General features: G+C 58.7%; 14 protein-coding genes. 6 read left to right on the plus strand and 8 right to left on the minus strand.

All coding sequences use genetic code 11. The features are described 5' to 3' along the window. Positions 1-49: 49 nt before the first annotated feature. A complete protein-coding gene (locus CXQ82_RS08120) occupies positions 50-346 on the minus strand; it encodes a PilZ domain-containing protein (RefSeq protein WP_101267752.1) in 297 nt (98 codons plus the stop codon). A 276-nt stretch (positions 347-622) separates the two neighbouring features. Between CXQ82_RS08120 and rssB the strand changes: the two genes are divergently transcribed. Together rssB and rssC are read left to right on the plus strand one after the other, a co-directional pair. Further along, entirely contained in the window at positions 623-1,804 is a 1,182-nt protein-coding gene (rssB, locus tag CXQ82_RS08130; RefSeq protein ID WP_101267757.1) for a two-component system response regulator RssB, read from the plus strand. Beyond that, positions 1,804-2,286 carry an anti-sigma factor antagonist RssC gene (rssC, locus tag CXQ82_RS08135; RefSeq protein WP_003172602.1) on the plus strand — a complete coding sequence of 161 codons (483 nt, stop codon included), beginning with the start codon at positions 1,804-1,806 and terminating at the stop codon, positions 2,284-2,286. Before rssB ends, rssC begins: the two co-directional genes overlap by 1 nt. A gap of 199 nt (positions 2,287-2,485) precedes the next feature. Here the strand turns inward: rssC and tal are convergent, their stop codons facing one another. Further along, entirely contained in the window at positions 2,486-3,412 is a 927-nt protein-coding gene (gene tal / locus CXQ82_RS08140) for a transaldolase (RefSeq protein WP_101267759.1), read from the minus strand. 252 nt (positions 3,413-3,664) lie between these two features. Then, positions 3,665-4,651 (minus strand): tRNA dihydrouridine(20/20a) synthase DusA, encoded by a 987-nt coding sequence (dusA, locus tag CXQ82_RS08145; protein ID WP_101267761.1) that lies wholly within the window; start codon positions 4,649-4,651, stop codon positions 3,665-3,667. A gap of 245 nt (positions 4,652-4,896) precedes the next feature. On the opposite strand from dusA, the gene CXQ82_RS31560 reads away from it, so the two are divergent. Then, positions 4,897-5,109, plus strand: a complete 213-nt coding sequence (locus tag CXQ82_RS31560; protein ID WP_101273740.1) for a hypothetical protein — start codon at positions 4,897-4,899, stop codon at positions 5,107-5,109. Between the two features lie 60 nt (positions 5,110-5,169). Here the strand turns inward: CXQ82_RS31560 and CXQ82_RS08155 are convergent, their stop codons facing one another. The 3 genes from CXQ82_RS08155 to CXQ82_RS08165 form a co-directional block, all read right to left on the minus strand. Continuing rightward, entirely contained in the window at positions 5,170-6,009 is an 840-nt protein-coding gene (locus tag CXQ82_RS08155) for a lipopolysaccharide kinase InaA family protein (RefSeq protein ID WP_101267763.1), read from the minus strand. A gap of 375 nt (positions 6,010-6,384) precedes the next feature. After that, complete coding sequence (locus CXQ82_RS08160; RefSeq protein ID WP_101267765.1) at positions 6,385-7,047, minus strand: Wzz/FepE/Etk N-terminal domain-containing protein; 663 nt, start codon at positions 7,045-7,047, stop codon at positions 6,385-6,387. Between the two features lie 200 nt (positions 7,048-7,247). Then, complete coding sequence (locus CXQ82_RS08165; protein WP_101267767.1) at positions 7,248-8,435, minus strand: MFS transporter; 1,188 nt, start codon at positions 8,433-8,435, stop codon at positions 7,248-7,250. Positions 8,436-8,928: 493 nt separating this feature from the next. Between CXQ82_RS08165 and mqo the strand changes: the two genes are divergently transcribed. After that, positions 8,929-10,575 (plus strand): malate dehydrogenase (quinone), encoded by a 1,647-nt coding sequence (mqo, locus tag CXQ82_RS08170; RefSeq protein ID WP_101267769.1) that lies wholly within the window; start codon positions 8,929-8,931, stop codon positions 10,573-10,575. A 62-nt stretch (positions 10,576-10,637) separates the two neighbouring features. Here mqo and CXQ82_RS08175 read toward each other — a convergent pair whose 3' ends face one another. After that, positions 10,638-11,309, minus strand: coding sequence for an NADPH-dependent F420 reductase (locus CXQ82_RS08175; protein ID WP_101267771.1), 672 nt, complete (start codon positions 11,307-11,309; stop codon positions 10,638-10,640). Positions 11,310-11,409: 100 nt separating this feature from the next. Between CXQ82_RS08175 and CXQ82_RS08180 the strand changes: the two genes are divergently transcribed. Further along, positions 11,410-12,306: a LysR family transcriptional regulator gene (locus CXQ82_RS08180; RefSeq protein ID WP_101267773.1), complete on the plus strand. Its 897-nt coding sequence runs from the start codon at positions 11,410-11,412 to the stop codon at positions 12,304-12,306. 4 nt (positions 12,307-12,310) lie between these two features. Here CXQ82_RS08180 and CXQ82_RS08185 read toward each other — a convergent pair whose 3' ends face one another. Next, positions 12,311-13,159 (minus strand): LysR substrate-binding domain-containing protein, encoded by an 849-nt coding sequence (locus tag CXQ82_RS08185; protein WP_101267775.1) that lies wholly within the window; start codon positions 13,157-13,159, stop codon positions 12,311-12,313. Between the two features lie 98 nt (positions 13,160-13,257). Between CXQ82_RS08185 and CXQ82_RS08190 the strand changes: the two genes are divergently transcribed. Then, on the plus strand, positions 13,258-14,157 hold the full coding sequence (locus CXQ82_RS08190) for a DMT family transporter (RefSeq protein ID WP_101267776.1): 900 nt from the start codon (positions 13,258-13,260) through the stop codon (positions 14,155-14,157). The last annotated feature ends 32 nt before the right edge of the window (positions 14,158-14,189 follow it).

The following is a 14,189-nucleotide window of genomic DNA, read 5'->3' on the forward strand; positions in this document are numbered from 1 at the left end:
TGAAATGAAAAAAGGCGACCCTAGCGGTCGCCTTTTTCATGCGCGGTTTTCAGCGCATTTTCAGGATCTTGAGGCCCAAGTGCTGGTCTGCACCGGTGGCCTTGGTCCAGACCACTTCGGTGTCCGCCTCCAGGCCCTTGAGGGCGGCGTGCTCTGAATCGATGCGCACGGTCAGTTGGTCGCCCACCTGGAACTGGCGAGGCGCCTGTACCTGCATCCCGGAGCTGGAAAGGTCCACGCAAACCCCGGCAATCTCTTGCCCGGCGTGGATCAGTGACACGTCGGCATCCACTCGCATGCGGATGAAGTCGCGTTTTTCGGCGTAGTCGCGCTCGTGCTCGCTCACAGGTTCCATCCTTACTTTGTGTTGTGGTCGTGCCTGTTCTTATAACTCCCAGTGATTTGCCGTGTAAAGACGCCCGGCGACCATCGGCATGAGCTTGAAACCCCTGTCGGATGGGAGTACCGTCTGCGCCTTAGAAGGGCACCTCTGCTTTACCGTTGTGCGTGGGTAAACAACCCATGCTTTGTAGGACAGAGAGGCTAGAAAGCGAATCCAGTATGTGAGCCCGGCCATTGCCGAGCCACCTACGCCAACCTAATTCTGGCGCCGTTTGCCCACATGCAAAAAACCAGTGCCACGCTGCTGATAATCGATGACGACGAAGTAGTGCGCGCGAGCCTCGCGGCCTATTTGGAAGACAGTGGCTTCAGCGTCCTGCAGGCCAGTAATGGCCAACAGGGTCTCCAGGTGTTCGAGCGCGACCAGCCCGACCTCGTGATCTGCGATCTGCGCATGCCCCAGATGGGCGGCTTGGAGCTGATTCGCCAGGTGACCGAGCGTGCGCCGCAGACGCCGGTGATTGTCGTGTCCGGCGCCGGGGTGATGAACGATGCCGTCGAGGCCCTGCGCCTGGGCGCCGCCGACTACCTGATCAAACCCCTGGAAGACCTTGCAGTGCTGGAGCACTCGGTGCGCCGTGCCCTGGATCGTGCACGCCTGCTGGTAGAAAACCAGCGTTACCGCGAAAAGCTCGAAACCGCCAACCGCGAACTCGAAGCCAGCCTGAACCTGCTGCAGGAAGACCAGAACGCCGGTCGCCAGGTGCAGATGAACATGCTGCCGGTCAGCCCGTGGAGCATCGACGAGTTCAAGTTCGCGCACCAGATCATCCCGTCGTTGTACCTGTCGGGTGATTTTGTCGACTACTTCCGCGTTGATGAGCGCCGCGTCGCGTTCTACTTGGCCGACGTGTCCGGCCATGGGGCTTCCTCTGCTTTTGTCACCGTGTTGTTGAAGTTCATGACCACACGGTTGTTGTTCGAATCCAAACGCAATGGCACCTTGCCGGAGTTCACCCCCTCCGAGGTGCTGGGCCACATCAACCGAGGCCTGATCAGCTGCAAGCTGGGCAAGCACGTAACGATGGTGGGCGGCGTGATTGACGAAGAAACCGGTCTTTTGACCTACAGCATTGGCGGTCACCTGCCGATGCCGGTTTTGTACACTCCTGACAGTGTGCGCTACCTGGAAGGACGTGGTCTGCCCGTGGGCTTGTTCAATGAAGCCACCTACGAAGACCACATTCTGGAGCTGCCACCGACATTCAGCCTTACACTGATGTCCGATGGCATCCTGGACCTTCTTCCAGAGCCTACACTCAAAGAGAAGGAAGCCGCCTTGCCCCAAAAGGTCAAGTCGGCGGGCGGCAGCCTGGATGGCCTGCGGCAGGTTTTTGGATTGGCCACGCTAGGGGAGATGCCGGATGATATCGCCCTATTGGTGTTGAGCAGGAATCTTTGATGAGTACCGGAAGAATCCAATTCGCCGAGCAAGACGGGACTTTCGTCCTGAAATTTGTCGGTGAAGTGCGCCTGACCTTGTGTTCGGCGCTGGATGCGACGATTGAGCGGATTTTCACAGCGTTGAATTTTTCGGCGATCGTGATCGATCTGACTGAAACCCGCAGCATCGATAGCACCACCCTTGGCCTGCTGGCCAAGTTGTCCATTCTGTCTCGGCAGAAGGTCGGCCTGTTGCCAACGGTCGTCACCACCCACGAAGACATCACCCGTCTGCTGCAATCCATGGGCTTTGACCAGGTGTTCAACATCGTTGATCGCCCTATCCCTTGCCCGGAATGCCTGACCGACCTGCCGTCCCAGGACCAGTCCGAGGAAGTGGTGCGGGTCAAGGTGCTGGAAGCGCACAAGATCCTGATGGGCCTGAACGAGTCCAATCGCGAAGCGTTCCATGACCTCGTGAATGCGCTGGAACGCCACTAAGCCCCAGTTGAAAGACAATCCAAATGTGGGAGGGGGCTTGCTCGCGAATGCGGCGTGTCAGTCAGCAAACTCATGACTAACCCACCGCATTCGCGAGCAAGCCCGCTCCCACACTGTGTGCTGAGTTCGGCTTGAGAACAGCGAAACACAAAAAAGGGCGGTACCCGCGAGGGTACCGCCCTTTTTGTCGTCGCTTGCCTTACAGCTTGGCAGTCAGCAACGCCTCCAGCTTCTCCTGGTCCCGAGCAAACTGACGGATGCCTTCGGCCAGCTTCTCGGTGGCCATCGCATCTTCGTTGGACTCCCAACGGAACTGCGCTTCAGTCAAATGCACCCGCGCTTCACCCGCATGGCCTGGCGACAGCTTGCGCTCCAGCTTGCCTTCATCCGCCGCCAGCTTCTCCAGCAGGTCCGGGCTGATGGTCAGGCGATCGCAACCGGCCAGTTCTTCGATCTGGCTGAGGTTGCGGAAGCTCGCACCCATCACCACGGTCTTGTAGCCATTGGCCTTGTAGTAGTTGTAGATGCGCGTCACGGACTGCACGCCCGGATCATCGGCACCGGTGTAGTCGTTGCCGTTGGCCTTCTTGTACCAGTCGTAGATACGGCCCACGAACGGCGAGATCAGGAACACGCCGACTTCCGCGCAGGCCACGGCCTGGGCGAAGGAAAACAGCAGGGTCAGGTTGGTCTGGATGCCTTCTTTTTCCAGCTTCTCTGCGGCGCGGATGCCTTCCCAGGTGGCGGCGATCTTGATCAGCACGCGGTCACGGCCTACGCCGGCCTTTTCATACAAGTCGATCAGACGGTGCGCGCGCTTGAGTACGGCGTCGGTGTCGAATGACAGGCGGGCATCCACTTCGGTGGAGATGCGCCCTGGTACCACTTTCAAGATCTCTTGACCCACTGCCACCGCAAAGCGGTCGCTGGCCAGGCCAACATCACCGTTGCAATCCTGCACGCATTCTTCCAGCAGCTTGGCATAGCCCGGGATAGAGGCAGCCTTGAGCAGCAGGGAAGGGTTGGTGGTGGCGTCTTGCGGCTTGAGCTTGGCGAGGGTGGAAAAGTCGCCGGTATCCGCTACTACGGTGGTGAACTGCTTGAGTTGTTCCAGCTTGGAAGTCATGGGCGTGCTCTGTCCTATGGGTCTGATGACATTACCCGAGCGCCTGCAGGCGCTCAAGGGCGCAAATGCGTTCGATCGTTTGCGAGGGCAACAACCTGAAAACAGCCGTTTGAATCCCCGGCCTTGGCGCTAAATAGGAGGGCAAAACGACTGACAGGTTCAACCGAATAGCCTGAGGCCAGCCTCAACCCCTGTGGCGAGGGAGCTTGCTCCCGTTGGTCTGCGCAGCAGCCCCAAAAAATCCCGGCTCCGCTAGCGCCCTTCCAACAAAGCCCCAGCCTGATCCAGCAGCGCCAAAGGGTCAGTGGCTTTATGAATATCCACCGACAACAACTGCCGAAACTTGCGCGCCCCCGGGAACCCCGTGCCCAACCCCAGCACATGGCGTGTGATGTGGTGCATCGAGCCGCCCGTCGCCAGATGCTCGGCAATATAAGGTCGCAATTGCGCCAGCGCTTCAGCCCGGCTGATCACCGGCTGCGTGCTGCCAAACAACTGCTGGTCCACCTCTGCCAGCAGATACGGATTGTGATAAGCCTCGCGGCCCAGCATCACCCCGTCAAACGCCTGCAAATGCTCATGGCACTGCTCCAGCGTCTTGATCCCGCCGTTGAGAATAATCTCCAACTCGGCAAAATCCTGCTTCAACTGCGCCGCCACGTCATAACGCAACGGTGGAATGTCGCGATTCTCCTTCGGCGACAACCCCTCCAGAATCGCAATTCGCGCATGCACGGTAAAACTGGTGCAACCCGCGTCCTTCACCTGGCCGACAAAATCACACAGCTCGGCATAACTGTCGCGGCCATTGATGCCGATACGATGCTTGACCGTCACCGGAATCGACACCGCATCGCGCATGGCTTTCACGCAGTCGGCCACTAAAGCCGGATGCGCCATCAGGATCGCGCCGATCATATTGTTCTGCACCCGGTCGCTCGGGCAGCCCACATTCAGGTTCACCTCGTCATACCCCGCCGCCTCGGCCATGCGCGCGCACGCGGCCAAATCCGCCGGCACACTGCCGCCCAACTGCAGCGCAAGCGGATGCTCGGCCTCGTTGTGGCGCAGGAAGCGGTCGTGATCGCCATGGAGGATAGCGCCGGTGGTGACCATTTCGGTGTAGAGCAGGGCGTGTTTGGACAGCAGGCGTAGGAAGAACCGGCAGTGGCGGTCGGTCCAGTCCATCATCGGGGCGACGGAGAAGCGGCGGGAGAGTGGGGCGGTTTGAAAGGACATGGGAATCTGAGTCAGCGAGGCGAATGGTGCAGTTTATCAGGGATGTATCTGGGGTGTGGGGCGGGTTCGGACTCAAGCCGGGCGATATCGACTGCAGCCTGACAAACAACCCGACCGCCTTACCCATAGGCGGCAACCTGAACCACGCCTGTCTCGCCTCCAGGTTTCATAATTCCCGATGTCTTTGCGGGCTACGATCACTCGCAAGAGGCGACGCCCGCGTCTCTGGCTCAGGGGAAACTGAAATGGTCTTGAATCTCGCTAAAGTCGTGATGATTACAAGCGCGCTGCTATTGAGTGCCTGTTCCGGTATGAGCAGCAGTACGTGTTTCTCTGAGGGGTGCCAGTCGTTTGATGGGCACAGCGCTGGCAATAACGCCACTAAAGTAAGTTTTGGCGGCAGTGCGATTGGCAGCAGCTTCAGTCAGTACAGCTCGGGCTTGCTGCACGACGATTGATTGCAAGTGGGGCCGCTGCGCAGCCCGGCGGGAGCTGGCTGCCTGCCGCAAGGACAGGGGTTAGCCGGTAACAACGGTGCCTTTGTGAAAAATTTCCCGGCGTGCGCGGCGGCTGATGTTTTCGTGTTTGCTTGCCGCGTACATCTCGTCGAAACGCGCACGATCGATGCCGTCGTATTTAGCCAGTTCCTCCAGCACCATCTGGTCGTATTCCTTCTCGATCACGAACCGAAAAACCTCGCGCCGGTAATAGAACCCGAACTGAAACGCCAGTACCTCGCTCAGGTAGTCCGTTGAACTGAGGAAGCAGTTTTCCAGGTCGATGGCCTTGGCCGTTGCGGGCTGCTTCGGGTCGATCATCACGTTGTTGGCCCAGAAGTCCATATGGACGACGCCCTTGCTGTGCAGGGAGTGCAGCAATTTGAACGAGACCTTGATCAGGCTTTGAATGTCGCGCGCCTGGTTGAGCCACTCAAGACCGCTGACGTAGCCATCGAGCATCTCGGTGAAAATGAAGAATTCCTGGATCAGGCCCAGTGCCGATTTTCTGTAGCCGAAGCCGTAGAGGCCGGCAACCGGGGCGCCGCGCTTCTGGGCGCCGAAGGTGTTGATGACTTCTTCGACCGGCCAGTCGAATGTGCCGTCACGCTTGGCGCGCCCGAAGGTGACTCTTAATTTTGGCCGGAGGCTGTCGAGCGGTTGGGATTTAGCGAACAGGTTGTTCTCCATCCCTTTCAGCGGTGCGCTGATGCGGTCTTTCATCTGATGGCGCGTGTCGATCAGGTCCTGAATCGCTTGCTGTGCACTCTCGTCGGTACGGCGTGTAGTGAAAACCGTAGCGTTGCGATGGGTCAGTGTAGAGGGAAAGTTTTGCAGCACGCTGCTGTCAGGAAAGCTCAAAACACGTCCTTGTCATGTCAGAAAAATATTACAGACATGTTACATGCTGTAGCTATTGGATCCAACCTGAACCTAACCTGAACGGAAATGAAATTATTGTCATCTGATGCGGGCTAATGGTTTTCCCGTATTGACAAAGTCTTCGCTCAGTGAGTGGCTTTGTGGGGTCTTGCGGAAGGTTGCCGCGCAGTGGGCAGCAAAAAAATGTTGTGAAAAAAGACTTGCACGGTGCAATAATGGCTCTAGGCCATTATTTTATTTTTTAAAGTGTTATTAATGAAAACAACATTTTCCGTGAAATTGTTTATCGTTTTTATTGCCGCATCCTTGGTCTGTATTGTTTATTTGTTGGCTGATGAGTTTCTATAAGTTGCATCAAGCCTGATTGTTTTGTTTGTAGCGCTGCATGAGAAACCGGCCGATCACAAATGAACTGCCTAAAATAAGTCCCAGGAAAGCGCCGAGTAATAAAAACTTTTTCGGGTTTTTGCTATTGGCGACTTTTACTTCGTCCAGCGTGTTAAAGGCCCGGACGCTATTGCCGGCGGCCAAGGCGGGCAAGTTAAGGTTGATAGCGTCCGTGTTGGCGCTGTCCAGCACTGATTTCAGCTGTGCCCTCGCCTGGTCCTCAGTTACGGCCGTCGTCGACGCGATATATATAACAGGTTCGTTATTGCCGGACTTGGGTGCCGTCTCCCTCAACGTAATGGCGTTCGCCGTCATCACGCCCATGGCGGTATAGAACATATCGTTTTGTATCGAGCTATAGAGTTTGGTTTCCAGCGGTGGCGGGCTTACCGAGGTGTTCGCGTACTGTTCTTTCACGCCGTTATATAAGCTGTAAAGCGACGACTTGGTAATGTAAGCGCTGGCGCTCCATTGTTCTGGCGCGGCTGCACTGATCGCAAACGAAATAGCTGCACCGGCAACTGTTGTGGCTATCACGGTTTTTTTGCTGGACCACAGGGCGTGGAGCAGTGGAACCAAATCTATTTCGTCATCAGCGGGGCGGGGTGTCGAGTTTGTTCTAATGCTCACGAAAAATTCCTTTCTTTGCGTTCTCGGATTGTAGAGAAAAAGCCGCAATACAGTATTTTTTATTCCTGAGCGGTTCAGCTGAGAATAATTCCTGTTTGTTGTATCGGGTAATGCTCAGTTACCTGCATATGATCACGTCGAGACTACAATCGTTCATGCGTGTCATATCGTAATGGGGCAGGTTTCTCTGCCCCCGTCATTCAATGGCCGCCCTGCATCCGTCGCGCTATCAGGTAGACGCCTAGCCCGACCAGCGCCGTCGCCGCACCGATATACCCGGTGCTCGTCCATCCCAGCCCTGCCGTAATCGCCATGCCGCCAAACCATGGGCCCAGCGCGTTAGCCAGGTTGAATGCTGCGTGGTTGGACGCTGCCGCCAGGCTCGGGGCCTCGTGGGCGATATCCATCAGGCGGATTTGCAGCGGTGCGGCCAGCGACACCATGGTGCCGACCAGACCGATACCCAGCAGCACACCCCAGAGTGATCCCGCGGCAAAGGGGAAGAACACCAATACCGCCATCGACCACACCAGGATCAAGCCCACCGCACGAAATTGCAGGCGATCAAACAGCTTGCCGCCGGCGATGTTGCCGATGATCCCGCCGACGCCAAACGCGGCGAGCCCGAACGGGATCCACTGTGGCGATACTTGGGTCACTTCCAGCATCGTCGGTGCCAGGTAGCTGAACACACAGAACATCCCGGCAAAGCCGATGGCGCCAATGGCCAGGGCCATCCACACCTGGGGCTTGGTGAACGCGCGCAGTTCCTTGCGCGGGTCGCTGCGCGGTTCATCGCGGCGGTCGGGAACGTACTGCCAGACCAGCGCGATAGTGCACAGGGCAATTGCGCTGACCAAAGCAAACGCCGAGCGCCAGCCCAGGTATTGGCCGAGAAAGGTGGCAATCGGGTTGCCCAGCAGCATGGCCAGGGTCAGCCCCATCATCACCCGGGCGACGGCGCCGGCACGTTTGTCGGTGGGCACCATGCTCGAAGCCACTACAGCCGCAATGCCGAAGTAGGCGCCATGGGGCAGGCCGCTGATAAAGCGGAAGGCCACCAGCGAGCTGAACGTCGGCGTGAACGCCGTGGCCAGGTTGCCCAGGGCATACAGGCCCATCAATAGCAGCAGCATGTGTTTGCGCAGCAGCTTGGCGCCGAGGATCGCCAGCAGCGGCGCCCCGACCATCACGCCCAGCGCGTAGGCGCTGATGGCATGGCCCACTTGCGGCTCGCTGAGGTTCAGGTTGTGGGCGATGTCGGGCATCAGGCCCATGATCGCGAATTCGCCGGTGCCGATCGCAAAAGCGCCCACGGCCATGGCCGCTTCCATTTTGGCTGCGCTGCGCGCAGGCAGTACGTGCCCGGGTGTTTGCAGGATAGTCATGGGTAGCCCTGTTGGAGTGGATAGCACGAAGGAGAGCCGCCGATGCTACGCAAGCAGCGGCGAAGGTGTCTAGAACAGCCTTTTACGCCAGAGTTCCGTGCCGGTTGTGGCCCTGTGACCCCAGGTCGCGCCTATCGGGCTTGACACTGGAGCGCTAAAACCCGCGTTTTAGCGCTGTCAATTGGCCAAACAGCGCATAACGGCCGTTTGCCGTGATATTCTGCGCGCCGTCTTGGTCTAGTCTCTCTCTGGTACGTACACCCGTATACGTCCCGGCGATTGGCTGTCGCCCAGGTAGCTGAAGCCAATAATGATAAGAAGTCAGCGCAGAAGGGACATAAAAGTGAGGTCGATATATCGGCCTTGTGTGCCCACCCTGCGGTCCTCACGTGAATGTGCAAACCCCGCGGTGCGTTGCCTGGCGCAGCGTGATTGACGGTTGCCCATGATCGGGGGCGGTAGGGCGGATGGCGTTTTATCATAGGTGCTACTGATGTTTAAAAAAGTAAACACTGCCCTGCTGGGGCTGGCTTTGTCGCTGGGGATAGCGTCCGCTCAGGCGGAAGAGGCAAAGAAAGTCGATGTGCTGCTGATCGGCGGCGGCATCATGAGTGCAACCCTGGGTGTATGGCTCAATGAGCTGCAGCCGGACTGGTCGATGGAAATGGTCGAGCGTCTCGATGGCGTGGCCGAAGAAAGCTCCAACGGTTGGAACAACGCCGGTACCGGTCACTCTGCCCTGGCTGAGTTGAACTACACCCCGGAAGACAAGAACGGCAACGTTGAGATCCCGAAAGCGGTCGAAATCAACGAAGCGTTCCAGATCTCCCGTCAGTTCTGGTCCTGGCAGGTGCAGCAGGGCGTACTGAAGAACCCACGTTCGTTCATCAACACCACACCGCACATGAGCTTCGTGTGGGGCGATGACAACATCAAGTTCCTCAAAAAACGCTACGAAGCCCTGAAGGCCAGCCCGCTGTTCGCTGGCATGCAGTACTCCGAAGACCCGGTGCAAATCGCCAAGTGGGTTCCGCTGATGATGGAAGGGCGTGACCCGAACCAGAAAATCGCGGCCACCTGGAGCCCGCTGGGTACCGACATGAACTTCGGCGAGATCACCCGCCAGTTCGTCGCTCACCTGCAGACCACGCCGAAGTTCGACCTGAAACTGTCGAGCGAAGTGCAGGACATCACCAAGAACGCCGACGGTTCGTGGCGTGTCAGCTACAAAAACCTGAAAGACGGCACCAAGACTGAAACCGACGCCAAGTTCGTCTTCATCGGCGCCGGCGGCGGTGCTCTGCACCTGCTGCAGAAGTCGGGCATTCCAGAAGCTAAGGAATACGCTGGCTTCCCGGTAGGGGGTTCGTTCCTGGTGACCGATAACCCAACGGTAGCCGAACAGCACCTGGCCAAGGCCTACGGTAAGGCTTCGGTTGGCGCACCACCGATGTCGGTTCCGCACCTGGACACCCGCGTGCTGGATGGCAAGCGCGTAATCCTGTTTGGCCCATTCGCGACCTTCTCGACCAAGTTCCTGAAGGAAGGCTCGTACCTGGACCTGCTGACCAGCACCACCACCCACAACATCTGGCCAATGACCAAAGTCGGTATTCGTGAATACCCACTGGTCGAGTACCTTGCCGGTCAACTGATGCTGTCGGACGACGACCGCTTCAAAGCCCTGCAAGAATACTTCCCGAACGCCAAGAAAGAAGACTGGCGTCTGTGGCAAGCCGGTCAGCGCGTGCAGATCATCAAGCGTGACGAAGAGCAGGGCGGCGTCCTGAAACTCGGCACCGAAGTGGTCAGCTCCGCCGACAACACCATCGCAGGTCTGTTGGGTGCATCGCCAGGCGCGTCTACCGCGGCTCCGATCATGCTGACCGTGCTGCAGAAAGTGTTCAAGGACAAGGTTGCGACCCCTGAGTGGCAGGCCAAGCTGCACCAGATCGTGCCTAGCTACGGCACCAAGCTGAACGACAGCCCAGAAGCTGTTGCCAAGGAATGGGCCTACACCGCCAACATCCTTCAGCTGCCTACACCGCCCGTGATCCCACAGGGCGCTGCTCCAAAGGCTACCGAGGCTGCCAAGCCTGCGGCTGAGCCGAGCAAGCCGGCGTCTGATCTGGCGCTGTAAGCAACACCCATAAAAAGCCCGCTGAACCGGTAACGGTCAGCGGGCTTTTTTGTGGCCGTTGTTCAGGTGCGACGATGCGTTCGCGCCACGGGAGGCAGTTCAACCCTGCGCTCGGCCGCCGCCAGCGCGGCCGTCAAGCCTGCCTGATCGAGCGGGACGCAATACGCAGGCTTGGCCCGTTCAAACCGCCAGCTTTCATCCAGCCCGCCCGCATCCACGGCATCGAATCCCAGTTCGTCGAGCAGCGTGATCACTTGCGCCTTGGCCGCTGCGTCATCTGCCGCCACCGGCAATGCTCGGCGACCCGCTGCGCCTTGGGGGCGGGCATCCTCGGTGAGGTCTGGCGCGAAGATCGCATTGAACACTTTCACCACGTGTGAGTGCGGCAAATGCTCGGCGAGCAGCCGGCTGGTGGTGGTTTCAAAGCGGTCCAGCTCTGGGATGTGCCCATCGCGCACGGGGTAGTAATTGTTGGCGTCCATCACCGTTTTACCCTCAAGCCAGTGCGCGGGTACGCTGCGGTAATGTTCCAGGGGAATCGCCACGAGTACCACATCGCCAAATCTGGCCGCCTCTTCGGAGGTGCCCACCTGCACCCCGAGTATGCCGCTCAGCACTCTGCTCATCGTCTGTGGCCCACGGGAGTTGCTCAACATCACCTCGTGCCCGGCGGCCAGCGCCAGTTGCGCCACGGCGCGCCCGATAAATCCTGCGCCTATCACACCAATCTGCATGGCCTTGTTCCTTGTAGAAGAGCGAAGCCGCTATGATGATTGGCAACCAGTTGGCGATAAATAAGCGTTTTTGCGTGGGTGTTATTACTCGGAGTGGTGAATGGTGGATCGTCTATCCAGCATGAGTGCGTTTGTGACGGCGGCTGAGTTGGGTTCCTATGCGCGCGCCGCCGAGCGCTTGAATATGTCGCCGCAGATGGTGGCTAAACATGTCACCGCGCTGGAGCAGCGCCTGGGCGCTCGTTTGCTCAACCGCACCACGCGCAGGCAAAGCCTGACGGAGTTGGGTAACGCGTATTACGAGCGTTGCAAGCACATACTGACGGAGGCCGAGGCTGCCGACTCCCTTGCGCAGGTCATGAATGACACCCCGCGTGGCAAGTTGAAAATTACCGCCCCGGTGACTTTCGGCTCATACAGCCTGATGCCGTTGATTACCGGTTTTCTGCGCGACAACCCGGATGTGGAAATCGACTTGCACCTGACCGATCGTTTCGTCGACCTGGTGGAGGAGGGCTATGAGGCGGCCTTTCGTATCGGCCCCCTGGCGACCAACGGCCTCACTGCCCGGCCGCTCGCCCCTTATCGCCTGGTGGTCTGCGCGGCGCCGGCTTATCTGGCGGCACGCGGTACGCCGCAGGCGCCGGCAGACCTCGAACACCACGAATGCCTGGGCTACGCCTTCTGGTCGCGTCCAGCGGATCGTGAATGGGTACTTTACGAAGGGGCGACCCCACACAAGGTGCAGGTCTCCAGCCGTTTGCAGATCAATGAAAGCCGCGCCTTGATGTCGGCCGCGCTGGATGGTTTTGGCATCGTCCTGGGCCCCGAAGACTTTCTGCGCACGGCGCTGGCCAAGGGCGAGCTGGTACGGGTGCTGCCGGGTTTTGATTCGCCGAGCCGGCAGATGCATCTCGTCTACACGGCTAACCGCCAGCGCACCGCCAAGCTGCGGCGTTTTGTCGACGCTGTATTGGGGCGTTTCGGCCCCTTGTAAACCATCAAATGTGGAACCCGTGCCTGACTTGCTCGTACAGGTGCAAGGCCAGCGCATTGCTGCTATCGCACAGCAGGTACAGATGGTGAACCGGCAGCGGCGGTAACGTGAAACCCGGGATTACCTGCGTCAGCCCTTTGCCCATGCGGCTTTCCTCGATCAGGCCTACTGCTACACCGCTGCGAATACAGGCTTCGACGGCTGTGGAGTTAGGGCTTTCGAGCAACACCCGGTGATAAATTCCGTGGTCTTTCAGCGTCTGCAGCGCCGCTGCGCGATACGGGCAGCCGGCGATCGGCACGGTGATGGGCAGCGCCCCATTGGCGGCGCAACTGAAATGCTCGGCCGCGACCCACAGCGGCTGCACAGGCCCCAAGCGTTCGCCTTGTGCCAACGGGTGCGCTGTAACGGTGATCGCCAAGTCCAGCCGATTTGCCATAAACAAATTCAGCAGCTCACCGCTGGTGCGCGCTTCGACTTCCAGTTCCAGCAATGGGTTGTCGGCGATCAACCGTGGCAGGAATTCCTGCATGAAAGCGGGGGCATAGGTGTCTGGCACTCCCAGGCGGATCTTGCCCTGCATGCGCTGGGGCATCAGGGAGATCAGCAGGCGGTCGTGGCTTTTGAGGAATTCAGTGGTTTCGCCCAACAATTTGGTGCCATACAGCGTCAATTCCACGCCTTGGTTGCTGCGACTGAACAGGCGTTGGCCGACCTGGTTTTCCAGCTTTTGGATTTGCGTGGTCACGGTGGACGCGCTGCGGTGCACATGCTCGGCGGCCTCATTGAACCGCCCAAAGCGCGCCACGGCGTGGAAGGTTCGCAACAGCTCGATGTTCAATTGTTTAGCCATGATTCCTGTTTTTGGGATTAGTTGTGCGTGTTATTCAAATATACAGAATCATGCGCGCCCCTTAGCCTTTCAGTCAACGAACACTGACTGGAGGCTTCATGCCGCGATCAACCTTGAAGCTGCTGCTGTTGCAGGTGGCGTTTGTGCTGTCATGGAGCTCCGGCTATATCGGCGCCAAGTTAGGCACCCAGGGCGGTGGGGCGTTTAACCTGCTGTTCTGGCGCTTCCTGTTGGTGTCGATATGCCTGGGGCTGTTTATCAATGTCAGGTTATTGAGGGTTACCTGGGCGCAGATTCGTCATTACGCCGTCATCGGCTTTTTGTCGCAGTTCCTGTACCTGAGTTGCCTCTACGTCGCTATCCAAAACGGCTTGCCGCCTGGCATTGCTGCGATCATCGCGGCCCTTCAGCCGTTGATGACGGCGGCGTTGTCCACGGGAAGCGCAGCTGAGCGCAGTGGCGGCTGGCAGTGGCTCGGGTTGATGATCAGCTTTGTCGGAGTGTCGATCGTGATTGCCGGGCAATACGCCAGCGCGGGCCAAAACGTTGGCTTGGTCATGTACCTGCTGCCATTGGCCGCGGCCTTGGGGCTGACGTTGGCAATCGTGTATGAACGCCGCACCGTACAAGACCAGAACGCCGGCCTGGCGTTGCCGCTGTTTATTCAGTCATTGCTGACCCTGGTCGGCTTTACCGGCGCGGTGATCTACACCGATACGTTGAGTATTCCCCACGACGCTGACGTGTTGATCTCAATTGTCTGGCTCACGCTGTTCTCCACCTTCGTCGCCTATTTGAGCCTGTGGATGTTGTTACGCGTAATGACGGCGACTCACGTGGCGGCGCTGGTCTATCTGGAACCACCGGTCACCTTGGTGTGGGCGGCCTTGATGTTTGGGGATGTGATCCAAGGTTCGACCTACGCCGGCATTGCGGTCGTGGTGGCCGGGCTGATTCTGCTGCGCCTGAAGCGACCGACCGTCGTGTGCGCTTCTTGAGGCCCTGGGGTTCAGCAAGCTGACAGACACCA

It is taken from the genome of Pseudomonas sp. S09G 359 (assembly GCF_002843605.1).
Taxonomy (GTDB): domain Bacteria; phylum Pseudomonadota; class Gammaproteobacteria; order Pseudomonadales; family Pseudomonadaceae; genus Aquipseudomonas.